The organism is Kitasatospora sp. GP30 (genome assembly GCF_029892145.1).
GTDB lineage: Bacteria > Actinomycetota > Actinomycetes > Streptomycetales > Streptomycetaceae > Kitasatospora > Kitasatospora acidiphila.
In genome coordinates, this window is the sequence record NZ_JARZAH010000005.1 from 197,534 (window position 1) to 222,582 (window position 25,049).

Sequence of the window (25,049 nt, forward strand, 5' to 3'; positions counted from 1 at the left end):
CTGGGCCGGGTGGCCGGGGTGGGCCGGGTCGATGCGGACGGTGACGCGGTGTCCGTCCGGCCAGGCCTGGGCCGCGGCGTCCCGGGAGCTGTACGCGTGTCCGTCGACGAGCCAGTGGTAGGTGCATGATCGATGACTCGCTCAGCGAGGAACTCGGCGACCAGGGCGCCGACATGTCGTCGGTCGCCCAACCCGACCTCGGCGGCGTGGACTTCTCCACGCTTCAGCTGCGCTACGTCTCGGACACCTACCACCATGGCGACGCCTGCCGGCAGGTGAGCACCCATGCCGCCGGAAGCATCCGACCGGGTACGCCGACCGAGCTGAGGCCCGCTCGGGTCCATGAATGGAGCTCCCTTGGTGGCCACGGAGGTTCGCCGAGCCTGGCATGCACATCATTGAGGGAGTGAGGCCCGGCGCCCAGGGGGCGGGATGAACAGTGTGCGCGGCTGGCTAGGGTGAGGGCATGAACGCCCCTGCACTGTCTCCCGAGTTCCTGGCCTTCTGGGTCGAGCGCCACATCTGCACGCTGACCACGCTGCGGCCGGACGGCACCCCGCACGTGGTTCCGGTGGGTGCCACCTTCGACCCGGAGACCGGGACCGCCCGGGTGATCACCAGCGCGGGCAGCCGCAAGGCGCGCAATGTGGCGGCAGCCGGCCCGGACGGCGCCCGGGTCGCGCTCTGCCAGGTGGACGGCGGGCGGTGGGCCACCCTGGAGGGGCGGGCCGTGCTGCGCACCGAGCGGGCCGAGGTGGCCGACGCGGAGGAGCGCTACGCCCGCCGCTACCGCACACCGCGGCCGAACCCCGAGCGGGTGGTGATCGAGATCCGCGTCACCCGCACCCTCGGGCGCGGCGTCAGCCCGCGTCCGGCCGGCAGCCGACCAACCGGCTGACCGACCGTCAGCACCCGGCGGTGGCCCGGCGCAGCGCCTGCAGCGCGGCCGGCTCGATCCCCAGCACCCGGGCGCGGAGCAGCACCGGGTGCGCCCGCAGGGCGGCGCCGGCCCGCTCGTACTCCGTCCAGAGGCGGTCGAACTCCCGCTGCTCCGCCGCTGCCCAGGTGCAGCGCTGGACCGCCTGGTGCGGCGCGGGGAAGGCGGCCCGGCGGCGGTCGCGCACGGCCAGCGCATAGTCGCCCACCGCCCGGTCGGCGCACAGCAGTTGCTGCTGCAGGGCGATCAGGTCGTCGGGCAGGGAGAGCGGCAGGGCGGTCGCGGTGAGCACGGATCAGACGCTAGGCGGCGGGTGTGACAACCGGGAGCCGGGGCATTGACGCTCCTATGGGCCGTCAAGCGGCTTCGAGCCAGTTGCGGTAGGCGTTGGCGAGGTCGTCGTCTCGGCGGATTCCGCGTTCGAGGGTGGAGATGGTGGCCGGACGGCCAACGCCGACCTGCTGCGGGAGCGGCTGGACGGCGCGACCGGCTTCTGAGGCGGGCCCGGCTTACAGGCCGGCGGCGAAGGCGTAGCTGTTGGGGACGTTGACCTGGGAGTTCTCCGCCGCGGTGCCGTAGACCAGGGCGATCTCGTCGTGGGCGTGCAGCACGATCGCGGCCGGGTCGCCGGAGACCGCCTTGCCGTTCACGTACGCGGTGAGGGTGTGGGTCTGGTCGGTGGTGGCGCCGCCGATGTGGTCGGCGGACATCGAGACCTGCCACTCGGTCATGAACTGGCCCAGGGTGAAGTCGGTCTGGACCGGGGACTCGATGTGGATCACGCCGCTGGTGTCGTGGGTGTGCAGGGGGCTGATCTGCTGGGCGCTCTCGTCGATGCCGAGCAGCGCCGGTACGGTGACCTGCTTGCCGTCGACGTAGACGTCCAGGTGGGTGTGGATGTGCTCGGCGGTGCCCTCGCTGCTCAGCATCGGCAGGCCGGCGGCGGCGACCGCGGCGCTCGCGTCGGCCGGTGCGTCCCACGGGGCCGCGCTGGTCCGGCCGTCGGCGGTGGTGCGCGGATGGGCGGGCATCGCGGCGGCCGTGCTGCTGTGCGAGCCGGAGCTCTGGGAAGCCACCGCGGCGCCGACCCCGCCGAGCACGGCGAGGGCCAGCGCGCCGACGGCCGAGCGGACCAGCAGGCGGCGCCGGCGCTCGGCCTTCAGCTCGGCCTGCCGGGCGGCGGCCGCCTTGGCCCGGCGGTCGGCTATCCGGTCGGCGGGCTGCTTGTCGCGGGGCTGCTTGGCCATCTCGATCCTGTTCCTCGGCTTCCTCGGTGGTGACGTCGGAGGTGGACGCCAGGGCTGGTTCGAATTTGAACCTCAATCGAGAGTAGCCGGTGAAGTGATTGTGACCAAAAAGTGAGAATCACACATGCCCTTACCAGAATGCCAGGTCCGAAATCCGCCGGTCCCGGCCCTCGGAGGGCGGCACAGTAGAGGGGTAGCAGGATCAGCAGGAAGAGAGGCAGACCGCTGTGAGCAGCACCGTTCAGTCGAGCATGAAGACGAGCACGAAGGCGGGCGGCATCGTCCACACCACCGTCGACAGCCCGCTCGGGCCGCTGCTGCTGGTCGGCGAGCGGGACGCCGCCGCGCCGGGCGGGGTCGCACTGCGCTCGCTGTCGATGACCGGGCAGAAGCGTGCCGCCGTCGTCCAGGACGGCTGGGCGGACGATCCGGCGGCCTTCGCCGGGATCGCCGAGCAGCTGTGCGGCTACTTCGCGGGGGAGGTGACCGAGTTCACCATCGAGCTGCGCGCCCAAGGCACCGAGTTCCAGCAGCGGGTCTGGCAGGCCGTCGACGCCATTCCGTACGGCGCCACCACGACCTATGGGCGGCTCGCCGAGCAGATCGGGGCGCCGCGCGCGGCCGTCCGGGCGGTCGGCGCCGCGATCGGGGCGAACCCGGTGCTGCTGGTGCGGCCGTGCCACCGGGTGGTCGGCGCGACCGGCGCGCTCACCGGCTATGCGGGCGGGCTGGAGCGCAAGGAGTTCCTGCTGGCGCGCGAGGGGGCCGTGCCGCAGCAGCTCGGCTGATCACGGTGCGCGGGCGGCCGGTTACCGGGCCGCCCGCGCACCGTCCGCAAACGGCGTCTACTCGGCGGGCTCGACGGCGCGCAGCTGGCCGAGCAGTTCGGTGGCCACCCAGTCGAGGGCGTCGTGCAGCTGCAGCGCGTCCAGCGGCATCCAGAGCGAGACCAGGGACAGTCCCGCGCTGCCGAGCCGGCCGAGTGCGTCGACCAGCTGCGCCGTGCTCGCGCCCGGCCCGCCCAGCGGCTCACCGGGCAGCGGCACCGCCGGCTCGAAACCGGGCGGCACCACGAAGCACACCGAGGAGAGCATCAGATCGCTCGGATCGCGGTCGACCTGCTCGCCGAAGGCGTCCAGCCGCCCACGTACCTCGTGCACCTGCTCCGGCGTGCTCACCCCGCCGTGCCAGCCGTCACCGAACCGGAGCGCCCGGCGCAGCGCGGCGTCACTCTGCCCGCCGACCCAGATGTCCGGCCCTCCCTTGGCGCGCGGCGCGGTCGCGGGCACCGCCTTGGCCAGCGTGGTGAACCGGCCCTCGAAGTCGACCGGCGCGCCGTTCCAGAGCGCCCGCAGCACGGCCAGCGCCTCGTCGGTGCGGGCGCCGCGCTGTCGCACGTCGAGGCCGAGGGCGGCGAACTCCGCCGGATCCCAGCCGGTGCCGACGCCGAGCGCGAACCGTCCGCCGGAGAGCACATCCAGCCCCGCCGCCTGCTGGGCGACCGTGAGCGGGTGGCGGTAGGGCAGCGCCAGGATGCTGGTGGCGAGCCGGATCCGCGAGGTCGCGCCGGCCACCGCCGAGAGCAGGGTCAGTGGATCGAGGACCGCGCCGCCTTCGCTGTGCAGCAGATGGTCCGACGCCAGCAGATAGTCCAGGCCGAGCTGTTCGGCCCGCAGTGCGGTCTGCAGGACCAAGCCGCCGGCGCCGGTCGGCCAGCGCGGCGGTTCCAGGGACACTCCCAGCTGCATGCTGAGTCACCTCTCCCGAGTTCCGGGACCGGCGAGTCGCCCGCCCCCGGGCGCCACCCTAGAAAATACCTGACAGGACGTCAGCCACCGGGGTGGCCATGTCACCCTGGGTGGCCGCGCTGGCAGTAATGTTGTGCTCTGCAACCAGTAGCCACTGGTAACCGTAGCCCTTGCCCTGTAGGAGACGTCGTTGTCCGGCCGAGACGCCTCGATCGAGACCATCCAGCGCGAGCTGACAGCCTTCGCCCGGCGGGCCCGGCACAAGGCCTCGCAGCTGCACCCCGAGCTGTCCCTGGTGAGCTACAGCATGCTCGACCTGATGCACGAGCGCGGCGGCTGCCGGGCGGCCGACCTGGCGGCCCACTTCATGCTCGACAAGTCCACGGTCAGCCGGCAGGTCGGCGCACTGGAGAGGATCGGGGTGATCGTCCGGGAGGTGGACCCCGACGACCACCGCGGCCAGATCCTGCGGCCCAGCGAGGCGGGCCTGAAACTGCTCAACGAGGCCTACCAGATGCGCCGGCAGTCCTTCCTGGAGCGGTTCACCGACTGGGACGACGACGACCTGGCCGGCTTCGCCCGCTATCTGGTGCGCTACGGCGAAGCCGACTGACCCCGCCGCCGTCCCAGGAAACGCCGAGGCCGGCCGGCCCGACGCGGAGTCGGGCCGACCGGCCAAGGGCTGAGAGGGGATCAGCGGTACAGCAGCACCGGTCGGTCGGACAGGTCCGACCGGTGAGACCGGGTCACCCGGCTTAGTACGCCGAGTGGGTCTGCCAGAACGCCCAAGCGGCGTTCGGGCTGCCGTAGGTCTGGTTCATGTACTGCAGGGCCCAGCGCAGCTGGGTGGCCGGGTTGGTCTGCCAGTCGGCACCGGCGGACGCCATCTTGTTGCCGGGCAGGGCCTGCGGCAGGCCGTAGGCGCCGGAGCTCGGGTTGGTGGCGGACACGTTCCAGCCGCTCTCGTGGCTGATGATCTGGTCGAACGAGGCCAGCTGGTCGGCCGGGACGATGGAGGCGGCCAGCGCCTGCAGCGAGCCCGGGGTGGAGGCGACCGGCGCCGGGGCGGCGGCCTGGGTGGTGGTCTGCACGGCGGCGGAGGTGCTCGCGGCCGGGGCGGACTTGTGCTGGACCGGGGCGCTCTGCTGCTGGGCCGGCGCCGGGGCGGCGGCCTGCTGCTGGGCGGCACCCAGGGCCAGGTGCTGACCCGGGTAGATCACGTTCGGGTTGCTGAGCACCGACTTGTTCAGGTCGTAGAGCTTCTGCCAGCCGCCCTGCACGTTGTGGGCGTTGGCGATCTTGAACAGGGTGTCGCCGGAGACGACGGTGTAGCTCGCCGGGGCGGCCTGGGCCGGGGCCTGCGCGGCGGCCGGCTGGGCGGCGACCGGGGCAGCGCCCTCGTGGTGGGACTGCACGGCGTGGTGGCCGTACTGCTGCGGGGTGGCGGCGTTGGCGCCACCGGCGGCGATCAGCGGGAGACCGGCGCCCACACCGGCCACCACGGCGACGGCGACGGCGCGCTTGAGGGCGGAGCGGCTGGGCAGGCTGGGACGACCGTTGGTCGAGAGCATGAAGTGTTTCCTCTCCCACGCCTACGAGGTGAGCTGTCGGGTTCGGGCTGGAGTTGCCCGGCCGCGCTAGGCGCGGCTTCACCCCAAGCCCCGCCCGGAGAAGCTCCGGGTGGGGCGGTCTTACCTGTGGGTCCCCCGCCCTTGCCGTGGTGCTTGGGTGCACGTGCTCGCTCGGTCCGGCGGCAAGGCTCGGCGTTCCGGAGAGCGAGGTTCGTGTGAGGACGAACGAGAAGAACCGTAAACAAACCATCGGCCGTATCACAAGCTGATGTGAGCTGTCTCATGTTTCGGCCGGGGAAGTCGTGGGAGATCGACCGGGGCCTCTGACGATGAGTCAGCCGACGTGCCAGCCGGTCGGGTCGACACCTCCCGGAATCGCCTCCGCCGGGCCGTACGGCGCTCTGGTCAGGATGAGTCCGCCCAGGTCAAGGTGGGTGACCGAGCCGTCCGCGGCATGGCCGACCCGCAGTGGCTCGCCCGCGTAGTAGCCGTCCAGACAGGTCCAGCTGCCGTCGGCCTCCGGGCGCAGCCGAGTGGGCGCCGAGGCGGTGGCCGGCTCCCGCAGCTCCAGCTCGCCGCCCGCCCGCAGATGCACGGCGAGCGACCTCGTCCCCCAGTACCAGGGCCCGGTCAGCGCGAGCAGGCTCGGATCGGCGTCGGTGAACGGGCGCCACGGCGCCGGGAACCGCGGCTCGTGCTCGGCCACGATCCGCACCAGATCGGCGGCGATCGTTCCCGCGGACGTGCCGGACGTCACATTGGCCAGCGCGACCCCCGCCAGATCCTCGCTCTCGCTCGCCCACAACCCGGCCACGAACCCCGGGATCGAGCCGGTGTGGCCCACCAGCAGCCGGCCGTCCTGCCGCTTCACCTCCAGGCCCAGGCCGTGGCAGAGCGTCCAATCGCCCTCGGGCGCGCTCGCAGGCCGGCGCATCTCGGCCAGCGTCCCGGCGGCCAGCACCTTGTCGTCCCCGCCGACCAGGAACGCCGCCCACCGGCACAAATCGGCTGCTGTGGACCAGAGTTGGCCGGCCGGCGCCATCTCCCCGGTGTCGGTGAGCGGCTCCGGCAACATCACGTCGGCCCACGGGTGCACCGCGAACCCGCCCGCGTGCGGGGCCTGCGGCAGCAGCGCGGTGCGGATCAACCCCAGCGGCTCCAGCACCTCGTGGCGCAGCACCTCCCCCCACGGCTCGCCGCGCAGCCGCGCGACCAGCGCGCCCAGCAGCGCGTACCCCGGGTTGGAGTAGCGGAAGCGCTCCCCGGCCGGGTACCGGAACGGCTGCTCCTCCAGCAGATCGGACAGCTCCGGGCGCAGCGAGCCGGGGGTGCGCTCCCACCACGGGCCGGGCGGCTCCGCGGCCAGCCCCGCGGTGTGGGAGAGCAGCTCGCGGATGGTGGCGTGCCCGGCGGCGGTGCCGGGCAGGTGCTGCTCCAGTGGGTCGGCCAGATCGAGCAGGCCCTCGTCACGCAGCCGCAGCACCAGCACGGCGGTGAAGGTCTTGGTAATCGAGCCGATCCGGAACTGCACGTTGGCGTCGGGCGCGTGGCCCTCGATCATGCTGCGCGCGCCGGACCAGGCCATGCGCCCGCTGCGCATCACGGCCCCGACCAGCGAGGGCGTCCGGCCCTCCGCCTGGCCGACCGCGATCCGGTGGAGCAGGGCCCGGCGGGTCTGCGGAAGCAGTTCCAGCGGGAGCAACTCGTCGGAGACGACCGACATCTGACCTCGCATTCGCGGCTGGGTGGATGGCCGACGACCGACCATACCCGGCCGGACCCGCGACAGCCCGGCAATTCGCAGCCGGTCCGTCCCCGGCGCGGCCCGGCCGCCCGGGCGGGGTGGGAACGCTCCTCTATAAGCTCTGCTGCATGAGACGCCGGACCCCGCCCGCCCCCGCCCCGCTGCCCCAGCGGCAGGGAGTCGATCCGGTGCGGGTCCGACTGCCGCTGGACGGTAGCTGGGCCACGGTCGCCGACTACCTGGCGCACCGGCTCCCGGACGAGGTGGGGGACCGGCTCGCCGAGATGGTCCAGGGCGGCGAGATCGTCACCGCCGACGGCCCGATCGACGCGGCCACCCCTTATCAGGCCGGCGCCAGCGTCTGGTTCCACCGCGATCTGCCCGTCGAGACGCCGGTCCCGTTCCCGGTGGAGCTGGTGCACCGGGACGAGCGCCTGGTGGTGGTCGACAAGCCGCACTTCCTTGCCACCACGCCGCGCGGCAGCCATGTGGTGGAGACGGCGCTCTCCCGGCTGCGCACCGAGCTGGACCTGCCGCACCTGGTGCCCGCGCACCGGCTGGACCGGCTGACCGCGGGCTTGGTGATGTTCATCGCCGACCCCCGGGTGCGTGGCGCCTACCAGGGCCTGTTCCGCGACCGGCTGGTGCACAAGGAGTACCAGGCGGTGGCGCCCTACCGGGCCGAACTGGAGCAGCCGCGCACCGTGCGCAGCCGGATGGTCAAGGAGCGCGGGGTGATCGCGGCCCGGGAGGAGCCCGGCGAGGTGAACGCGGTCAGCCGGGTCGAGCTGCTGGAGCGGCGCGGCGGGCTGGCCCGCTACCGGCTGGCGCCGCTGACCGGGCGGACCCACCAGCTGCGCCTGCACATGAGCTCGCTGGGTGCGCCGATCGTCGGCGACCCGGTCTACCCCGTGGTGCTGCCGCCCGTCGCGCCGGACGACTTCAGCCGGCCGCTGCAGTTGCTGGCGACCACCCTGGAGTTCACCGATCCGATCACCGGGCGCGAGCTGCGGCTGCGCTCGCGCCGGACCCTGGCCGCCTGGCCGACCGGCACGTCATAGCCGATCAACACCTTCTGGAGCGCTGATGACCGAGTCGCCGGACCGCCGCCTCGCCGAGCTGCGGGAGCTGCTCTTCGCCCGCCCCGCGATGGCCCGCGAGCTGCCGGGCTTCGACCCCGAGGCGGCGCCGGCCGGTCCGGGGGAGCTGTTCGTCGACTGGCTGACGGGGGCAATGCGGGCCGAGGTGCCCGACGCCCAGGTGGCCGTCCTCGGCACCACCGGGCTGGACGGCACTCCGGACGCCCGGGTGGTGATGCTGCGCGAGCTGGACCCCGTGGCGGGTGTCTGGTCGTTCCACGCCGGCGCCGACAGTCCCAAGGGGCGCCAGCTGGCCGCCGACCCGCGCGCGGCGCTCACCTGGTACTGGCCGGCACTGGGTCGGCAGGTGCGGGTGCGCGGGCCGGTGGTGACCACGCCGGCCGAGCGGCTGGCCGAGGTGTTCCGGGCGCTGAGCACGAAGAGCCGGGTGGCGGCCCTGGTCGGGCGGCAGAGCGAGCCGCTGGCCGAGCCGGCCGAGTTCCGCGCCGCCTGGCAGGCCGCCGAGCGGCGGCTGGCCGAGGATCCGGAGCTGCTGGACCCCGCGTACGTCCGGTACGGGGTGCGGGCCGAGCAGGTGGAGTTCTGGCAGGGCTCCTTCGACCGGCAGCACGTCCGGCTGGTCTACCGCCGCGCCGGTGACGCCTGGACGCGCGAGCTCGTGTGGCCGTGAGGCGGCCCGTGATCGCGGGCCGGGCGTGTGGCCCGGGCCACGGGAGGCCCGGATTCTCACCAAGGGCGGTTCCGCTATGACGCTCAGCTGATAATCCGGCGGCTTTTCCCGGTGGGCTGCGTCACATCGAGCCTCAGGAAGCCTCGCTACTTTGCCGAGTTTTCGGTGGTTTTAGTCCGATTTGCTCCCGAAGTTTCCGCGGGTAACAGCCTCTGGCCTGCGCTGATCCCAAAATGGTTGAAACCGGACATCCGGTTGCCTAACTTCGATCTCAGCGCAGCGAGCGCTACCCGGGATCACCCGAAAGGCCCCACCGCGGTTCACGTGGTGCGGGTCGGGTGCGCCGGACGGATGCAGGACGTCGGACACGTCACTCTCCGTCCAACGGACGCGGCCGGGAACCACGTCAGTCAGCTGACCTTGGTTCCGTGCGGCCCCGGGACCTTGTCGAGAGGGACAACATTGACTTTCCGTAACGAGAACGCCGCCACCACCACCGCCGTCGCCACCGAGACCCCCAAGAAGCGCAACCGGGTCCGGATGGCCGTCATGGGTGGCGTGATCGCCGCCCTTCCGGTGGCGGGCCTCGTCACGGCCACCACGGCCTCTGCCGCTCCCACCTCCACGTGGGACGCGGTCGCCCAGTGCGAGAGCACCGGCAACTGGAGCATCAACAGCGGCAACGGCTTCTCCGGCGGCCTGCAGTTCACCCCGTCGACCTGGGCCGCGTACGGCGGTACCCAGTACGCGCCGGCCGCCTACCAGGCCACCGAGGCCCAGCAGATCTCGGTCGCCGAGAAGGTCCTGGCGGACCAGGGCCCGGGTGCCTGGCCGATCTGCTCCGTCAAGGCGGGCCTGACCGCCGGTGGCGCCCCCGCCCAGGTGGACACCTCCACCCCGGCCGCCGCCAGCACCACCACCAGCACCACCACGCAGAGCGCCCCGGTGAAGCAGGCCGCCCCGGCCGCCCCGGTCCAGCAGAGCGCCCCGGTGAAGCAGGCCGCCACCCCGGCCCCGCAGCCCGTGAAGCAGGCCACCCCGGCCCCGCAGCCCGCGAAGCCGGCCGCCCCCGCCGCGCCGAAGTCGGACGCCGGCCAGGGCCACCGCGACTACCGCGTCGCCAAGGCCAACGGCGGCAGCTACACCGTCAAGAGCGGTGACACCCTGAGCGCCATCGCCGCCGCCCACGGCGTCAGCGTCCAGTCGCTGTACAACAAGAACGTCCAGGTCATCGGTGGCGACATCAACCTGATCATGCCCGGCCAGGTGCTGAGCATCTGACCTGAGGTCAACTGACGCGACGGCCAAGCCCGTCCGCATCGCACGCCCCGTGCCCCGACCCGCTCCGGCGGGCCGGGGCACGGGGCTGTTCCACGTGTGAGTGCGGCTTATGCTGCTCCCAGCCGAGTCCCTACCGAGGAGTAGCCGTGGTCAACCCGCTCACGCACGGTTCTGTCGAGGTCAACGGAATACGTCTGCACATCGCCGAGCAGGGGGAGGGGCCGCTGGTCCTGCTGCTGCACGGCTTCCCCGAGAGCTGGTACTCCTGGCGGCACCAGTTCGCGCCGCTGGCCGCGGCCGGCTACCGGGTGGTGGCCCCCGACCAGCGCGGCTACGCCCGCAGCGACCGCCCCGCCGACGTGACGTCATACACGCTGCCGCACCTGGTCGGTGACGTGGTGGCGCTGATCAAGGCGCTCGGCGAGGAGTCGGCCGTAGTGGTCGGCCACGACTGGGGCGCGCCGGTCGCCTGGCTCACGGCGGCACTCCGCCCCGACCTGGTACGTGGCGTCGCGGGGCTCAGCGTGCCGCCGTCGCTGCCGGGCGGCCTGGCCCCCACCGCCGTCAGCCGCCGTCTCTACGGCGACCGCTTCTACCAGCTCTACTTCCAGCCCGAGGGGGTGGCCGACCGCGAGCTGGCCGCCGACCCCGCCGCCACCTTCCGCCAGACGCTGGTGGGCGGCAGCGGCGACAGCGGGCGCGAGCCCCGGCCCTGGGTGGTGCCCGAGGGCCAGGGGCTGGTCGGCATGCTCGACGCCGCCGCCGAGCTGCCCGGCTGGCTGACCGAGCAGGACATCCAGGCCTTCGTCGAGGACTACGCCCGGCACGGCGAACACGCCTTCACCGGCCCGCTCAACTGGTACCGCAACATCGACCGCAACTGGGAGCTGCTCGCCGCCTTCCAGGGCCTGGGTGTCACCGTCCCGGCGCTCTACGTGGTCGGCGACCGCGACATGGTGACCAGCCTGCACGGCGTGGACAAGCTGATCGAGCAACTGCCGCTCACCGTACCCAAGCTGCACCGCACCGTCACCCTGCCCGGCTGCGGCCACTGGACCCAGCAGGAGCGCCCGGCCGAGGTCAACGAGGCGCTGCTTGACTTCCTCACCCACTTGGAGAAGCAGCCCGCGTAGTGGCGGGTGCTGCCACGGGAATACAGTCGTCGACGTCAGCGTCTTAGACGAGTTGTCTGTCACCGATACGCCGGAACGAGGATCATGAGCACCACGCACTACGACGTCGTTGTCCTGGGAGCGGGCCCTGGCGGTTACACCGCGGCCGTCCGCTCGGCCCAGCTGGGCCTGAAGACCGCGGTCATCGAGGAGAAGTACTGGGGCGGGGTCTGCCTGAACGTCGGTTGTATCCCCTCCAAGGCCCTGTTGCGCAACGCCGAGCTGGCCTCCATCTTCACCCGTGAGGCGAACACCTACGGGATCAAGGTCGACGGCCAGGTGACCTTCGACTACAACGAGGCGTTCAAGCGCAGCCGCAAGGTGGCGGACGGCCGGGTCGCCGGCATCCACTACCTGATGAAGAAGAACAAGATCGACGAGCTCGACGGCCGCGGCACCTTCGTCGACGACCACACCATCCAGGTGGCGCTGACCGCCGGCGGCTTCGCGACCGTCACCTTCGACCACTGCATCATCGCGGCCGGTGCCACCACCCGCCTGCTGCCTGGCACCTCGCTCAGCGACCGGGTGGTGACCTACGAGGAGCAGATCCTCAGCGACAACCTGCCCGAGTCGATCATCATCGCCGGTGCCGGCGCGATCGGCGTCGAGTTCGCCTACGTGCTGAACTCCTACGGTGTCAAGGTCACCATCGTCGAGTTCCTCGACCGGATGGTTCCGCTGGAGGACGCGGACGTCTCCGCCGAGTTGTTCAAGCAGTACAAGAAGCTGGGCATCCAGGTCCTCACCTCGACCCGGGTCGACGCGATCGACGACAGCGACCCGAACACCAAGGTCAGGGTCACCGTGACCAAGGACGGCCAGCAGCAGGTGCTGGAGGCCGACAAGGTGCTGCAGGCGATCGGCTTCGCCCCGCGGGTGGACGGCTACGGCCTGGAGGCCACCGGCGTCGCGCTGACCGAGCGCCGGGCCATCGCGGTGGACGGCCGCGGCCGCACCAACGTGCCGCACATCTTCGCCATCGGCGACGTCACCGCCAAGCTGATGCTGGCGCACGCCGCCGAGTCCATGGGCATCATCGCGGCCGAGACCATCGGCGGCGCCGAGACCATGGAGATCGACTTCGTGATGGTGCCGCGCGCCACCTTCTGCCAGCCGCAGGTGGCGAGCTTCGGCTACACCGAGGCGCAGGCCCGCGAGAAGGGCTTCGACGTCAAGGTCGCCAAGTTCCCCTTCACCGCGAACGGCAAGGCGCACGGCCTCGGCCACCCGATCGGCTTCGTCAAGGTGATCAGCGACAACACCCACGGCGAGCTGCTCGGCGCCCACCTGATCGGCCCCGAGGTCACCGAGCTGCTGCCCGAGCTGACCCTGGCTCAGCAGTGGGACCTCACGGTGCACGAGGTGGCCCGCAACGTGCACGCCCACCCGACCCTGGGCGAGGCGGTCAAGGAGGCCATCCACGGCCTGTCCGGGCACATGATCAACTTCTGAGCCCGTTCGACCGGTCGGGCCCGCACCCCGCGCAGGGTGCGGGCCCGAGCCGCGTCGGCCCCGGGAGGCCACCGAGACGGACCGCACCCGCATCGGGTGCCCGGGCTCGGTGGCCGCGCTCACCGCTGGGCCGAAGGCCGCCGGCAGGCCACCGCCGACCGCGACGTCCAGCACCAGGAACACCCCGTGGTGCACCGCCTGGTCCCAGGCGGCGGCGAGGTGCCCTTGGCCACCGGCACGGGCACCGGCACCGGCACGTAGAGGGTGCGGAAGCCCAGGCCGTGCAGGGCGAGGCCGGTGTACATGTCCTCGCTGTGGTCGAGCCGGGCGAACCCGCCGGCGGCGTCGATCGCGCTGCGCCGGTAGACGACCGCGTTGCTGCCGCAGCAGATGGCCGCGTCACTGGCGTCACGGGAGGGCCTGGATCCACCAGAAGAACCGCTCCTGGGCGGCGCCGGCCGCCCGCTCGATCCAGCCCATCGCGGCGGTGGTGTCGGAGCACTGCCGGCTCTGCACGACGCCGATCGCCGGGTCGGCGAAGTAGGGCACCAGGTGGTGCAGGAAGTCCGGGCGCGGCGCGAAGTCGGCGTCCAGGATGGCGATGAACTCGGCGCCGGAGCGGGTCAGCGCGTGGTTGAGGTCGCCGGCCTTCTTCAACCGGCCGCGATCCGGCCGGACTTCATAGCGGAATCCGAACTCCGCGGCCATGTGGGCCACTTCAGGCCGGTCGGCGTCGTCCAGCACCCAGACGGTCAGTTCGCCGGGCCAGTCGACGGCGGCGACGGCGCGGTAGGCGTTGGCCAGGATCTCCAACGGCTCGCCGCAGGTGGGCAGATAGAGGTCGACGCTCGGCGTGGTCGCGCCTTGCCAGGCACGCAGCAGCACTTGGTGCGACTGCCGGGTGAGCCGGCGGGTCCGCAGGCTGTTCACCGAAGAGAGTGCGAGTGCCAGCACATTGAGTGCCAGGACCGCGAGGAACGCCCAGAGCGCCGGCGTGCGGAGCGCGAACGCGGGCATGGTCGCGGCGGTCAGGACGAAGGCGAGCGATGTGCAGAGCAGGACCCACCGGCACTGCGGACCGAAGCACCCGTAGAGCTCCTGGTCGTTCGGTGGCGCCGGAAGGTGATGGACGGTCATATGGCCCCCACAGCCGTGTCGAACGGTCACCCTGGGCGATTGGTATAGACCATTCATGGCGAGGTGGTGGAGCTCGGTGAACACGGGAACAACTCGGGGCGGGCCCGTCGAAACGGACCCGCCCCGAGTCGGTGGACCGCCGGATCAGCCGATCAGGTGCGACAGCGCGCCGTCGCCGGTGGTCTGGGTGGTGTGGCCCACGTTGCAGATCTGCTCGGCCTGCTGGTTGGCGACCGGAATCTCGACGTTGATGGCGGCGATCAGGCCGACCGCGACGTGGTCGATCCGCGGCAGGCAGATGTTCGGGTTGTCCAGCGTGTGGAAGTTCGGGCTGTGGTCGCCGTGGGTGTCGGTCTGGTTGGTGCCGCCGTTGCCCTGGATCGAAGCCGCCGAACCGTCGGCGTTGGCGATGGCGTTCGCGGGACCGGCCATCGCGGCCACTGCCGCCGCGGCGAGACCGGCGCTCGCCAGGACCTTCTTGATCATGAATCGTTCCTTTCACAGGGCCGGCGGACCGGGCTGCCACTAGCCGTCCACCGGCATTCCATACCAGCGTCCGGTGCAACGCGGCACCCTGGTGGGAGGACACTGGGCGGGCGCGGATGTCACCCGTCCGATGGTGTCGTCGGCGAACGGTCAATCAGGCGTTGACGGTTGTGCCGGTCGGGGCGGTCACGACGGTCGGGTGGTCGGGGTGGTCAGGACGGTCGGGGTGGTCGGGTGGTCGGGGCGGTCACGACGGTCAGGGTGGTCACTCGGTCGCCGCGGGCCGCTCGGCCAGCCAGTGCCGGTGGCCGATGCTGATCACGTGCAGCTGGTCGCGGGCCAGGGCGGCGATCCGGCGCTCGGCGGCCCGGGAGCCGGCCGGCGCCTCCATGAACGCGGCCGCGGTGGACACCATGTGCTCCACATAGAGTCCGGCCAGCATCCGCAGCTCGGCCTCGCTCCAGCCGGCGCTCTGCGGCAGCGCGCCCAGCGCGGTCGCCGTCTCCTCGGTGAAGGCGGACAGCTCGGCGGCGATCGCCTCGCGTACCCGGCGCACACCGCCGTGCCGCTCCCGGGCCACGAACCGGATGTGCGGGCGGTATTCGCGGACATGGCGGGCGATCACCGCGATCGTCCGGTCGATCAGCTCGGTCGGCTCGCCCTGCTCGGCCAGGACCCGGCGGACCATCAGGTGCAGGTTCTCCAGCGCTTCGGTGACCAGGGTCACGCCCAGCTCGTCGAGGTCGCGGAAGTGCCGGTAGAAGCCGGCGGGGGAGAGGCCGGCCTCCCGGGTCACCTCGCGGACGCCGAGGCCGCTGAGGTTCTGGTGGTCCAGCAGGCGCAGGCTCGCGTCCAGCAGGGCGCGGCGGCTCTGCTCCTTCTGGGCCTGCCGGGTGCCGGTCGGTGGGGTGGGGGCCGAGGCGGGGGTGGGGGTGTGACTCACGTCATTCAGTAAACAACTGTTTGCTGACATCCGCCATCCCGGCGGAGGCGTAGAGTGGGTGATGTCGGCGAACACTTGTTAGCTGAGTTGGCTGCCGACCGGTGTCCGGCCGTCCCGGTCCGCCTCTGTCGAAGGGTCGATCATGTTCTTCGCCGCACTGCTCGCACTGGGTCTGGTGGTCGGTGCCGCGGCGCACACCTCGCTGACGGGGTTCGTCTTCGCGGCGAGCGCCATCGGCTTCTGGCTGCTCGCCTTCGCGGCCCGCGAGGGCCTGACCCGGCTGCGCCGGCACTGACGCTCCATCGAGGCCGGCAAAGGAACTGGGGAGGAAACCATGGAGACAACCACAACTGTCGCGCCCGTCATGCCGACCGCCGCGACCCCCTCGGTCGCCGCGCGGGTGCGGCGCCGCGAGGCCGACGGGATGGCCGTCGCCTCGTTCATCCTGGGTCTGATCGGGCTGCTGCTCTTCAATCTGATCCTGGGGCCGGTCGCCCTGGTCCTCGGCAGCCTCGCGTTGACCCGCGGCACGGCGCGCCGGGGCCGGGCACTGCTCGGGCTCGCCCTGGGCGCGGCCGACCTGGTGGTGCTCGCGGTGGCGCTCGTCGCCGGGCACGGGGTGCTCTGGCAGTTCGGCTGACACTGCGTCAGCTTGCTTCGGGTGGGCTGCTGAACTTGGCGGGTCTGGACCAGATCAGTGGTCCGGGCCCGCCAAGTCGCTTTCAGCGCGACCGCGTTGCTTCCAGCGCCGCCGCGTTGCTCTCAGGGCGGCTGCGTTGCCTTCAGTACGGCCGCAGTTCCGGCCGCTTGGCCTGCACGTGGTCGCCGGAGGACTCACCGCGCAGTCGGCGGCCCACCCACGGCAGCAGGTGCTCGCGGGCCCACTGCAGGTTCTCCCGGCGCAGTTCGGCGGCGGTGTGCGGGGGCTCCAGCGGCCAGGGCTCGGCCGGGTCCATCTCGGTCCCCAGGCCCAGCGCCCGGGCGGCCAGCAGTGCCACCCGCTGATGGCCCTCCGGAGAGAGGTGCAGCCGGTCCTCGCTCCAGGCCCGGCGGTCCTGGATGGTCTTCAGCGACCAAAGGTCCGCCACCGCACAGTCGTTGCGGTCCGCGATCGCACGCAGGTGCACGTTGTAGGTGGCGATCTTGCCGCGCAGGTGCTTCAGCAGCGGCACGCCGCGGGTGTCGAAGCCGGTGCAGATCAGCACCTTGCCGGTCGACTCGCGCAGCTCGCGGACCGCGGCTTCGAAGCGCTCGGCGACCACGTCCGGGTCGCTGCCCGGCCGCAGGATGTCGTTGCCACCGGCGGCGAAGGTGACCAAGTCGGGGCTGAGCTGCCGGATCCGCGGAATCTGCTCGGTGACGATCTGGTCGAGCAGCCGTCCGCGCACGGCGAGGTTTGCGTAGTGGAACTCACCGGCGGGCCGGCGTTCGGCCAGCAGTCCGGCGAGCCGGTCGGCCCAGCCGGCGAATCCGCCGTCCGGTGCCGGGTCGTTCAGTCCCTCGGTGAAGCTGTCCCCGAGGGCTGCGTAGGAGCTGAGGGCAAGGGTCTCCAGTTGGTCAGCCATGCGTTGAATAGTTCACTATCTCAAGTGACCTACGCCACCGTAGGTGTGGGGTGGCGGAGCGTGACGCTGGCCACCCGGTCTGCGGGAATACACCCGTGATGATCGAGGGGCCGTTTCGTGAGAGCGGAGTTCACCCGCCCGCCGATGGCCGTTCAGACCCCGTGCGATGAGGGTGTGATGTATCCCACGGAGCCCTCCCGGAGCTCTCCCGGGGCCGGACGACCCGGCGCCGCTGCCGACGGTGGTGCCCTCCGTCCGGCCCGATTGCCGTGGTGACCAGGGCGGACCCGGTGGCCGGCCTCCCGGTTCGGGCCCGTGGCGGAAGGTGTCCGAGGCCTGATGGTGGCGTGAAGGTGGCCGGTTCTCGACCAGGTGGCGGATCCGCGGTAAACCGGCGACCGGCAGCCATCCGTTCGTTATGGGACGGTCGGCCGGTGGTCGGCGACGGGACGAAAGGACGGAAGATGGCGGGAGCGGCGGAAGTACTGGCCGAGTTGGTCGGGGACAGGGCGGCCTTGGCCAAGGCGCTGGCGCAGCGGCAGCCGGAGGTGTTCCGCCCCGTCGGCCGGCCGACCGGGCTGCCCACACCCGGCGAACTGGACGAGGCGCTTCGCGGCGGGCTGCTGCGGGTGCCGTACGTCGAGATGGTCCGGGACGGCGAGGTGGTGCCGGCCGCGGAGTTCTGCACCGCCCGCGTCGTCGCCGGACGTCGGGAGGACGGCTTCGCCGACGCCGAACGGATCGCCGCCCTGCTGGCCGACGGCGCCACGCTGCTGCTCCCGCAGCTGGACCAGTGGCACCCGGCGGTGCGCGCGCTGGCCACCAGTATCGCGGTCGAACTGGGCCGCCGCACCGAGGCGTTCTGCTTCGCGACCGGCGCCGGCCGGCGTGGGCTCGATGTCCACCGGGACGACGCCGATGTGCTGGTCGTCCAACTCGCCGGGGAGAAGGAGTGGATCGTCCACCAGGCCCCCGTCGACGGTCGCTGGCGACCCGGGCCGGCCCCCGAGCCCGGCGCGGTGGCGCTGAGGTCGGTGCTCAAGGCGGGCGAGGTGCTCTATGTGCCGCGCGGAGCCCCGCATGCGGCAACGGGGAGCCAGGGGCTGTCGATCCACCTCTCGTTCACCATCCGGGAGGCGGGCACGGGCCGGATGCGCGGCGCGATCGGGCAATGGCTGGCCGCCGGCGAGTGGGCGGCCGGCTTGCCGGAACGTCCGGCCAGCGAGGCGGAGTTGCTGGCCGCGGCTGCTGAGCTGCTGAGGCTCGGCCGCGCCAGGCTGGACCGGCTGACGCCCGAGGAACTGCTGCGCCTGGCCCGCGGGCCGCTGCCCGCGCTCGCGGCGGACGGCGGCGCCGGCGTGCTGGGGAACTGAGTCCGCTCATGCGCAAGGGCGCGGGCTCGGTTGCCCAGCACTAGGCCCGCGCATGCGGAAGGGCGCGGTTGCCCGGGTCGTTTGGACGACCCGGGCAGCCGCGCCCTATGCTGCTGCCTGATCTGACGCTAGGTCAGATACAGAGCGGGCGGGTGCAGGACCCGTCACAGGAGATGCTGTAGGCAGCCTCCTGCTGGTCACCGAGCTCGGTCGAAACCAGGTCCTGCACGTCGAGGTCGAACAGCTCCTGCATGTCGTCGGCCATGGGGGCCTCCCTTCGTCGGTGCCGCGACTGGCCGCGGCGGACTGCAGCGGACGTTAGGCAGCTTGTGAACGGCCGGACAATGGCCCTGCACATCCGGATGGACGGATTCAGCCAATCATCGACGCCTTCCGGACCTCCTCGATCGATGGTGGACAGCTACGGATCACCGGGATACACACAGACCGACAGGCCGCCCCGCAGTCGGTGACGGCACCCGGAACGACGCACCAAGCGCGAGGAGCACCGTGGGCACAACGCACAGGGCACGGCAGAGCGCGCTCTTCACCGCGACCGGCCCGGTCCTGCTGCGGACCCCGGCGCTGTCGCGCTCGCACGGCCGAACGGTCCCCGCCGAGCCCGCGGACCCCCAGGACGACAGCGCGGCCGCACTGCTCGCCCACCTCGCCGAGGCCGCCGCCGACCCCGTCCTGCGGGAGGCGATCGAGGTCTCCAGCCCCTCGCTGGCCGACGTGCTCGACCAGATCACCGCCGGCACCGCCCCCCGCGCTGCCGCCCTGCGTCGTGCGGCCGAGGCGGTCAGCCGCTACCGGCTGCGGATGGCCACCCGGCCGACCCCGTTCGGACTGCTGGCCGCAGTGGCGACGGCACGCTTCGACACGACGGCCAAGATCCGCTGGAACGGGACCTACCGCCGCGCCCTGCGCCCCGACCTCGGCTGGCTGCTGCCACTGCTCGACCGGTTGCGCACCGACCCGGCGGTGCTGCCCGGACTGCGCCTGGTGCTGGACCAGCAGGCCGTGCTGCGCGGGGACCGGCTGGTGCTGTCCTACCTGCCCGAGCGCGGACCCGCCGTCGGCACCGCGGACCAGCCGATTGCCGAACGGACCGTCCGGGCCACCGCCGTGGTCCGGGCCGCCGTGCGGGCCGCCACCGCGCCGATCGCGCACGGCGAACTGCTCGCCGCGCTGGCAGCCGAGTTCCCGGCGGCCCCCGCCGAAGCGATCGGGGCCCTGGTCCGCACCCTGGTCCAGCAGGGATTCCTGCACACCGACCTGACGCCTCCATCCAGTTGCACGGACCTGCTGCGCCACGTCCTGCAACGACTGCCGGCCAACCATCCGGTCCGGCCCGAACTGGTGGACATCCGCGACCAGTTGGCGCGGGCGGCAACGGCATCGCGCGGCCAGGGCGACGAGCTGATCCGTGCGGCGCGGGCGCGGATGGTCCGCCTCGCACCGGCCGACCGCCCGATCCACGCGGACCTCGCGCTGGACGCCGAGATCGTCCTGCCCGAACAGGTCCGCACCGAGCTGGAGCAGGCCGCCACCGTGCTCTGGCGGTTGTCGCCGCCGACCGCCGCACCCGAGCAACTGCGCACGTACCATGCGGAGTTCATCGAGCGGTACGGAGTGCACAGCCCCGTGCCACTGGCCGAACTGCTCGACTCCGACACCGGTTTGGGACCGCCGGCCGGCTACCAGCGTCCGGTCGGCGGCCGTGGTGCGGCCAATCCGCAGCCGACCCGAGCCCGCACCGACGCCGACAAGGCCCGCGACCGGCTCCTGGCCGAACTGGCGGCAGGTGCCCTCGCCGACCGTGGAGCAGACGGCCTGCTGCCGGAAGTGGTGCTGGACGACGAGCTGTTGGAGCGCCTGGCGCCGGGCGAGCCGGCCGACGGCGCTGCCCAGGTCCCGCCCGCCGAGCTGGAGCTGTACGCCGAACTGGCGGCGGAGTCCGTCGAGGCACTGGACGCCGGGGAGTTCCGGCTGCTGCTCTCTCCGACCGCCGGCAGCGACCGGGCCGGTGCGACCTTCGGCCGCTTCGCCACGCTGCTCGCGGGTGCGGGTGCGGGTGCGGGTGCGGGTGCGGGTGCGGGTGTGGGTGCGGATGGGGATGGGGCCGGAGCTGGGGACGGGGATGGCGGAGCGCTGCTGGCCGAAGCCGCCGGGGGTGGGGAAGGCGAAGTGGTGGAAGCGCACCTGGAGTTCACCCCCTACCGGCCGCGCCACGCCAACATCGCGCTGACACCGCGCTGGCTCGACCACCGGGTGGTGGTCAGCGGCTTCCCCGACGCAGGTGGTCCGACCGTGCTGCCGCTGGACGACCTGGTCGTGGTGGCCGACCTCGAACGGCTCGCCGTCTACTCCCGCAGCCTGGGCCGGGAGGTCCGGGCCACCGCCCGCCATGCGCTCAACCTGCGTACGGGCGCGCCCAATGCGGCCCGGTTCCTCCAGGAGGTGCAGCTCACCGGACAGCGCCCCTGGCAGGCCTGGGACTGGGGCGCGGCCGGCAGCGCACCCGCGCTGCCCCGGGTGCGGCGCGGCAGGGTGGTGCTGGCGCCGGCCAGTTGGCGGCTGACCGCACCCGTCCCGGCGGCCTCGGCCCGGTTCGAGCAGTGGGCCGAGGGGCTGGCCCAGTGGCGTCGGCGCTGGGGCGTGCCGGCCGCCGTCCGCCTGGTGAGCGGTGACCAGCGGATCAGCCTGGACCTCGATCTCGCATGGCATCAGCGGCTGTTGCACCGCCAGGCGCGTTCCGACGCGCCCACCGTGCTGCAGGAGGACCTGGCCCCCGCCGGCGATGGCGGCTGGCTGCGCGGACCGGACGGCGCACACACCGCCGAGCTGGTGGTCCCACTGCGGCGCCGGGCCACGCCGGGGTTGACGCCCCGGCCGCGCATCCTGCTCCCCGCTCGGCACCCGCGGGGCGTCGAACTGCCGGGTGGATCCTGGCTGTTCGCCCGCCTGGCCGCCGCCGAAGCACGCCACGAGGAGATCCTGGTCGACCAACTTCCCCGACTGGTCGACGCGTTGCCGGGGGAGGTGGACCGCTGGTTCTTCATCCGCTACCAGGACTCCTCGCCCCACCTGCGGCTGCGCTTCCACGGCGCGCCACCGGCCCTGGCTGCCGACCTGCTGTCCACGCTGCACGACTGGGCAGTCGAGCTGCGCCGGGCCGGGCTCGCCGCCGACCTGCGCCTGGAAAGCTACGCGCCCGAGACCGACCGCTACGGCGGACCCGGCCTACTGGCGGACGCCGAACGGGTGTTCCACGCCGACAGCCTGGTCACCCTCGCCGCACTGCGGCTGGCCCGAGCGGAGCGCAGTCTCTCCCGGGAGCTGGTGGCCGCTGTGAACACGGCGGGCATCGCACGGGACTTCCTGAGCGGTATAGCTGACGGACCGTCAGTCGGCGCCTGGCTGGCGGCGGCCTACCCGAAGTCGGAGCAGCATCACCAGGCGTTCCGTACGCACCGCGCGGCAGCGCTGCGGGCGATCGGCTCCGACGGCCCGAGCTCCCCGGCAGGCGGCCTGCTCCCCGCCGACCCCGCACTGACGGCAGCATGGCAGCAGCGGGCGACCGTCCTCGCCGCCTACGCGGCCAGGCTGGACCGTTCGTCGGCCGATCCGGTGCTGGCCTCCCTGCTCCACATGAGCCACAACCGGCTGGCCGGCATCGACCCCGAGGCGGAGCGCCGGGCATACGCGGTCGCCAGGGGCGCCGTGGAGGCCCACCGAGCGCGGGGGTTGAGCCGGTGAGCGCGGTGGGGGCCATGTGTGGGGTGGCTGAGCTGCCGGGCGCGCCTGAGGTGTTCGGCGTTGGACGGCGGGGTGCTCGGGTTGGGCTGGGCCTGGGGTGTCGTGGAGGCGGATCGGGCTTGGTGGTTGGGCCGGTGAGCCGTGGGGTGGCCGGGCTGCTGGGTGCGCCTGAGGTGTTCGAGATCGGATCGCAGGGCGCCGTGCGTTCGCTCGCGACAGGTCGGGCCTGGGGTGCCGTGGAGGCCCACCGGGCTTGGCGGTTGGGCCGGTGAGCGCGGTGGGGGCCATCCGTGCGGTGGCTGAACTGCTGAGTGCGCCCGAGGTGTTCGATGGCGGATCGCAGGGTGTCGCGCATTCGCTGGCGACTGGCCGGGCCGGTGCCGCCGTTGCGCTCGCCGCGCTGGCTGATGGTGTGGACGATGCCGACCTGCGCCGGGCCGCACACGGGCACCTCGTGGCCGCCGCGAAGTCACCCGGGGCGATGCGGGGGGTTGGGCTGTACTCCGGGGTCGGTGCCATCGCATACGCCGCCCGCACGATGGTTCGGCGGCCGGGCGAGTACCGCGCCCTCCTCGACGGCTTGGCTCCCCGAGTCGGGCAGGCCGCCGCTCAACGCACCGCCATGCTCAGGGAAGACCTGGCCGCCGGCACGGGCCTGCGGGCGCACGCCTTTGACACCGTCTCGGGCGCGACGGGCCTCGGCCGGCTGCTGCTCGCCCTGGCACCGGACCAGCCTCCGCTGGCCGAACTATTGGGCTCACTGGTCGATTTGGCCGCGCCGAGCGGCGATGCCGGGCTGCCGAACTGGTGGACCGCCGGCGGCCCGGGACTGCCCGGCCCCGACCCCGAGTTCCCCAGGGGACACCTCAACCTCGGCCTGGCGCACGGCGTTCCGGGACCGCTTGCCCTACTGGCCCTGGCCCGCCTGCACGGCGTCCAGGTGCCCGGGCAGGACACGGCGATCGAGGCGCTGGCCGGTTGGCTGGTTGCCCGGCGAGTCGATGCCGCCTGGCCGATGACCGTGCGCGTCGAGGACGAGGAGGCGGGACGGCTGCCCGCCGATCCGCCGACCCGCGCCGCCTGGTGCTACGGGACCCCCGGCGTCGCCCGTGCGCTGTTCCTCGCCGGCGCCGCCCTGGGCCGCGCCGACTGGCGGGGCACCGCCGTCGCCGCCCTGGCGGACACCCTGCGCGACCCGTCCGCCTGGCGCCTGGAGGGCACCGGGCTCTGTCACGGCACCGGCGGCCTGCTGCGCATCACCCAGCGGATGGCGCAGGATTCCGGCTCCGCAGACCTGGCCGCCCACCTGCCGGTACTGGCCGCCACGGTCACCCGCGAGCTCGACGCCGCGCTCGGCGCCGGCGAGCCGCCGGGCCTGCTGGAGGGCACGGCGGGCGCCGCCCTCGCCCTGCACGCGTACACCCACCCACCGGCAGGCCCGCCCGAGTGGGACGCGTTCCTGCTGATCAGCTGACGTAAACCCGGTTGCCGCGAGCGAACGGTGGCGGCTAGCGTCACCGGCCATGACACCGACCCTGCGCACCGACCGGCTGCTGCTGGAGCCCTACGTTCCAGCGGACGAGGACGACTTCACGGCGCTCTTCCTGGACGCCAGGGTCTCCAGGTGGATGGGGAACGGACCATGGCCCGAGGCCGACTACCGCGCCACGTTCGCCCGGATCTTCACCCACGCCTACGCGAGCGAGCGCTTCCACGTCTGGGCGGTGCGCCAGGGCGACGGCCGCCTGGCGGGCCACGCGGAGATCAAGCCGGCCAAGGTCGTCGACGGCCACGAGCTGGTCTACTGCCTCGCCCCCGACCGGTGGGGCCAGGGCCTCGGCACGGAGTTGGCGGGGGCCGTGGTGGCCCACGGCTTCGAGGCGCTGGGCCTGGAGCAGGTCTATGCGACGGTGGCCGAGCCGAACGCCGCTTCGCTGGCCGCGCTCGGCAAGCTGGGCTTCCGGCACGTGCGGGACATCGCCGAGGACGACGGGACCGTCACCCGGCTGCTCAGCGCGGCGTCGCCCACTCGCCGCCCGCACGCGTAGACCTGGCGGCGCCGAGGGTGACCACGGCGGCGAGGCCGGCGGGGACGGCGACGGCGGTCGGCTGGTCGCTGTGCAGCACCAGGGCGGCTCCGGTGACCGCCCCGCCGGCCAGGGTCAGGACGGAGAGCAGCTGGCGGCCGCCCTGCTCCTGGAAGCGGCCGGTGCGTCCGGAGTCGGTGAAGACGGCGGTGATGGTGCGTGTGAGCACGGTGGTGGTCAACCCCGGTACGGCGATCACCTGGACCAGCGCGTTCTGGATGCCCATCGCGACGGCCAGCACGGCGATGGTCAGATAGCGGGAACTGTCCGAACTACCCGCCTCCGCCACCGGGTCGACCACCAGTACCAGTGCGGCGGCGGCCAGCAGCACCGTCTCGGCGAGCCCGGCCCGCACCAGCACCCGACCGCGGTGCCCGAGCGGACCGAGCAGGCGCCCGCCGAGGAACGCCCCCACCGCGAACGCCGCCAGCGCGACCAGCTGGGAGGTGACCGAGAAGCCCGGCGCGCCGGCCAGCGCGAAGCCGAGGAAGACCACGTTGCCCGTCATGTTCGCCACGAAGACATGACCCAGGATCAGATAGCTCGCCGCGTCGACCATTCCGCTGAGCAGGGTGAGCCCGAGCAGCAGCGGCGGCAGCGGCCCGTGCGGATCGCCGGGCACGGGCAGGACCGTCCGCCACGCCCCGTGGAGCAGCGCTCGCACCTCATCGCCTCCCCTGGTCCGCGCGGTGTGCTGGTGGGGAGCTTAGGGCCTGCCCCCGCGCCGACCGCGGATCAGCGCGCCCCGGGGCGGATCCGGTCCGGGCGAGT

General features: G+C 72.8%; 26 protein-coding genes, 1 pseudogene and 1 riboswitch. Of the genes and pseudogenes, 16 read left to right on the top strand and 11 right to left on the bottom strand.

Translation table 11 applies throughout. The features are described 5' to 3' along the window. The first annotated feature begins 125 nt into the window (after positions 1–125). Entirely contained in the window at positions 126–410 is a 285-nt protein-coding gene (locus P3T35_RS10820) for a hypothetical protein (protein WP_101384501.1), read from the top strand. A 56-nt stretch (positions 411–466) separates the two neighbouring features. Further along, complete coding sequence (locus P3T35_RS10825) at positions 467–898, top strand: TIGR03618 family F420-dependent PPOX class oxidoreductase (protein WP_101384502.1); 432 nt, start codon at positions 467–469, stop codon at positions 896–898. Positions 899–905: 7 nt separating this feature from the next. Here P3T35_RS10825 and P3T35_RS10830 read toward each other — a convergent pair whose 3' ends face one another. Then, a complete protein-coding gene (locus P3T35_RS10830) occupies positions 906–1,229 on the bottom strand; it encodes a hypothetical protein (RefSeq protein WP_101384503.1) in 324 nt (107 codons plus the stop codon). A 217-nt stretch (positions 1,230–1,446) separates the two neighbouring features. Further along, positions 1,447–2,184 carry a hypothetical protein gene (locus P3T35_RS10835; protein ID WP_101384504.1) on the bottom strand — a complete coding sequence of 246 codons (738 nt, stop codon included), beginning with the start codon at positions 2,182–2,184 and terminating at the stop codon, positions 1,447–1,449. A 251-nt stretch (positions 2,185–2,435) separates the two neighbouring features. Between P3T35_RS10835 and P3T35_RS10840 the strand changes: the two genes are divergently transcribed. Further along, positions 2,436–2,972 carry a methylated-DNA--[protein]-cysteine S-methyltransferase gene (locus P3T35_RS10840; RefSeq protein ID WP_101385574.1) on the top strand — a complete coding sequence of 179 codons (537 nt, stop codon included), beginning with the start codon at positions 2,436–2,438 and terminating at the stop codon, positions 2,970–2,972. Between the two features lie 57 nt (positions 2,973–3,029). On the opposite strand, the gene P3T35_RS10845 is transcribed toward P3T35_RS10840, so the two are convergent. Next, positions 3,030–3,932: a TIGR03619 family F420-dependent LLM class oxidoreductase gene (locus P3T35_RS10845; RefSeq protein ID WP_101384505.1), complete on the bottom strand. Its 903-nt coding sequence runs from the start codon at positions 3,930–3,932 to the stop codon at positions 3,030–3,032. A gap of 190 nt (positions 3,933–4,122) precedes the next feature. Here P3T35_RS10845 and P3T35_RS10850 point away from each other — a divergent pair, with 190 nt between their 5' ends. Continuing rightward, positions 4,123–4,545 carry a MarR family transcriptional regulator gene (locus tag P3T35_RS10850; protein WP_101384506.1) on the top strand — a complete coding sequence of 141 codons (423 nt, stop codon included), beginning with the start codon at positions 4,123–4,125 and terminating at the stop codon, positions 4,543–4,545. Positions 4,546–4,687: 142 nt separating this feature from the next. On the opposite strand, the gene P3T35_RS10855 is transcribed toward P3T35_RS10850, so the two are convergent. Next, complete coding sequence (locus P3T35_RS10855; protein WP_101384507.1) at positions 4,688–5,503, bottom strand: LysM peptidoglycan-binding domain-containing protein; 816 nt, start codon at positions 5,501–5,503, stop codon at positions 4,688–4,690. A gap of 3 nt (positions 5,504–5,506) precedes the next feature. Further along, positions 5,507–5,673, bottom strand: a riboswitch (cyclic di-AMP (ydaO/yuaA leader). A gap of 164 nt (positions 5,674–5,837) precedes the next feature. After that, positions 5,838–7,238, bottom strand: coding sequence for a serine hydrolase domain-containing protein (locus tag P3T35_RS10860; RefSeq protein WP_280705568.1), 1,401 nt, complete (start codon positions 7,236–7,238; stop codon positions 5,838–5,840). 137 nt (positions 7,239–7,375) lie between these two features. Here P3T35_RS10860 and P3T35_RS10865 point away from each other — a divergent pair, with 137 nt between their 5' ends. The 6 genes from P3T35_RS10865 to P3T35_RS10890 all read left to right on the top strand — a co-directional run bounded on the left by P3T35_RS10865 (position 7,376) and on the right by P3T35_RS10890 (position 13,186). Next, the gene (locus P3T35_RS10865; protein ID WP_101384508.1) at positions 7,376–8,308 is read left to right on the top strand and encodes a pseudouridine synthase; all 933 of its coding nucleotides are present in this window, start codon (positions 7,376–7,378) and stop codon (positions 8,306–8,308) included. Between the two features lie 25 nt (positions 8,309–8,333). Next, complete coding sequence (locus P3T35_RS10870) at positions 8,334–9,017, top strand: pyridoxal 5'-phosphate synthase (protein WP_101384509.1); 684 nt, start codon at positions 8,334–8,336, stop codon at positions 9,015–9,017. Positions 9,018–9,479: 462 nt separating this feature from the next. Continuing rightward, on the top strand, positions 9,480–10,298 hold the full coding sequence (locus P3T35_RS10875) for a transglycosylase family protein (protein ID WP_101384510.1): 819 nt from the start codon (positions 9,480–9,482) through the stop codon (positions 10,296–10,298). A gap of 146 nt (positions 10,299–10,444) precedes the next feature. Then, positions 10,445–11,431, top strand: a complete 987-nt coding sequence (locus P3T35_RS10880) for an alpha/beta hydrolase (RefSeq protein WP_101384511.1) — start codon at positions 10,445–10,447, stop codon at positions 11,429–11,431. Positions 11,432–11,515: 84 nt separating this feature from the next. After that, positions 11,516–12,925, top strand: a complete 1,410-nt coding sequence (lpdA, locus tag P3T35_RS10885; protein ID WP_101384512.1) for a dihydrolipoyl dehydrogenase — start codon at positions 11,516–11,518, stop codon at positions 12,923–12,925. A 96-nt stretch (positions 12,926–13,021) separates the two neighbouring features. After that, positions 13,022–13,186: a hypothetical protein gene (locus P3T35_RS10890; RefSeq protein WP_180356222.1), complete on the top strand. Its 165-nt coding sequence runs from the start codon at positions 13,022–13,024 to the stop codon at positions 13,184–13,186. Here P3T35_RS10890 and P3T35_RS10895 read toward each other — a convergent pair. The 3 genes and pseudogenes from P3T35_RS10895 to P3T35_RS10905 form a co-directional block, all read right to left on the bottom strand. Beyond that, a pseudogene (locus tag P3T35_RS10895) lies at positions 13,138–14,062 on the bottom strand (cellulose synthase catalytic subunit); the annotation flags it as partial. The gene P3T35_RS10890 and the pseudogene P3T35_RS10895 overlap by 49 nt on opposite strands. 144 nt (positions 14,063–14,206) lie before the next feature. Further along, a complete protein-coding gene (locus tag P3T35_RS10900; protein ID WP_101384513.1) occupies positions 14,207–14,548 on the bottom strand; it encodes a rodlet layer protein in 342 nt (113 codons plus the stop codon). A gap of 265 nt (positions 14,549–14,813) precedes the next feature. After that, on the bottom strand, positions 14,814–15,491 hold the full coding sequence (locus tag P3T35_RS10905; protein WP_280705581.1) for a TetR family transcriptional regulator: 678 nt from the start codon (positions 15,489–15,491) through the stop codon (positions 14,814–14,816). Positions 15,492–15,633: 142 nt separating this feature from the next. Here P3T35_RS10905 and P3T35_RS10910 point away from each other — a divergent pair, with 142 nt between their 5' ends. Both P3T35_RS10910 and P3T35_RS10915 read left to right on the top strand, forming a co-directional pair. Then, positions 15,634–15,786 (top strand): hypothetical protein, encoded by a 153-nt coding sequence (locus P3T35_RS10910; RefSeq protein WP_180356819.1) that lies wholly within the window; start codon positions 15,634–15,636, stop codon positions 15,784–15,786. 69 nt (positions 15,787–15,855) lie between these two features. Beyond that, positions 15,856–16,131 (top strand): DUF4190 domain-containing protein, encoded by a 276-nt coding sequence (locus tag P3T35_RS10915; protein ID WP_101384515.1) that lies wholly within the window; start codon positions 15,856–15,858, stop codon positions 16,129–16,131. Between the two features lie 142 nt (positions 16,132–16,273). On the opposite strand, the gene P3T35_RS10920 is transcribed toward P3T35_RS10915, so the two are convergent. Then, positions 16,274–17,056, bottom strand: coding sequence for an SGNH/GDSL hydrolase family protein (locus tag P3T35_RS10920; RefSeq protein WP_101384516.1), 783 nt, complete (start codon positions 17,054–17,056; stop codon positions 16,274–16,276). Positions 17,057–17,520: 464 nt separating this feature from the next. On the opposite strand from P3T35_RS10920, the gene P3T35_RS10925 reads away from it, so the two are divergent. After that, entirely contained in the window at positions 17,521–18,429 is a 909-nt protein-coding gene (locus tag P3T35_RS10925) for a cupin domain-containing protein (RefSeq protein ID WP_101384517.1), read from the top strand. Positions 18,430–18,562: 133 nt separating this feature from the next. On the opposite strand, the gene P3T35_RS10930 is transcribed toward P3T35_RS10925, so the two are convergent. Further along, positions 18,563–18,694 (bottom strand): hypothetical protein, encoded by a 132-nt coding sequence (locus tag P3T35_RS10930; protein WP_280705585.1) that lies wholly within the window; start codon positions 18,692–18,694, stop codon positions 18,563–18,565. Positions 18,695–18,939: 245 nt separating this feature from the next. Here P3T35_RS10930 and P3T35_RS10935 point away from each other — a divergent pair, with 245 nt between their 5' ends. The 3 genes from P3T35_RS10935 (at position 18,940) to P3T35_RS10945 (ending at position 24,239) form a co-directional block, all read left to right on the top strand. Next, complete coding sequence (locus P3T35_RS10935; protein ID WP_101384518.1) at positions 18,940–22,191, top strand: lantibiotic dehydratase; 3,252 nt, start codon at positions 18,940–18,942, stop codon at positions 22,189–22,191. 295 nt (positions 22,192–22,486) lie between these two features. Further along, positions 22,487–23,665, top strand: a complete 1,179-nt coding sequence (locus tag P3T35_RS10940; RefSeq protein WP_180356820.1) for a lanthionine synthetase C family protein — start codon at positions 22,487–22,489, stop codon at positions 23,663–23,665. A gap of 49 nt (positions 23,666–23,714) precedes the next feature. Further along, on the top strand, positions 23,715–24,239 hold the full coding sequence (locus tag P3T35_RS10945; protein WP_101384520.1) for a GNAT family N-acetyltransferase: 525 nt from the start codon (positions 23,715–23,717) through the stop codon (positions 24,237–24,239). Here P3T35_RS10945 and P3T35_RS10950 read toward each other — a convergent pair. Beyond that, a complete protein-coding gene (locus tag P3T35_RS10950) occupies positions 24,202–24,942 on the bottom strand; it encodes a YoaK family protein (protein WP_101384521.1) in 741 nt (246 codons plus the stop codon). The genes P3T35_RS10945 and P3T35_RS10950 overlap by 38 nt on opposite strands. Between the last annotated feature and the right edge of the window lie 107 nt (positions 24,943–25,049).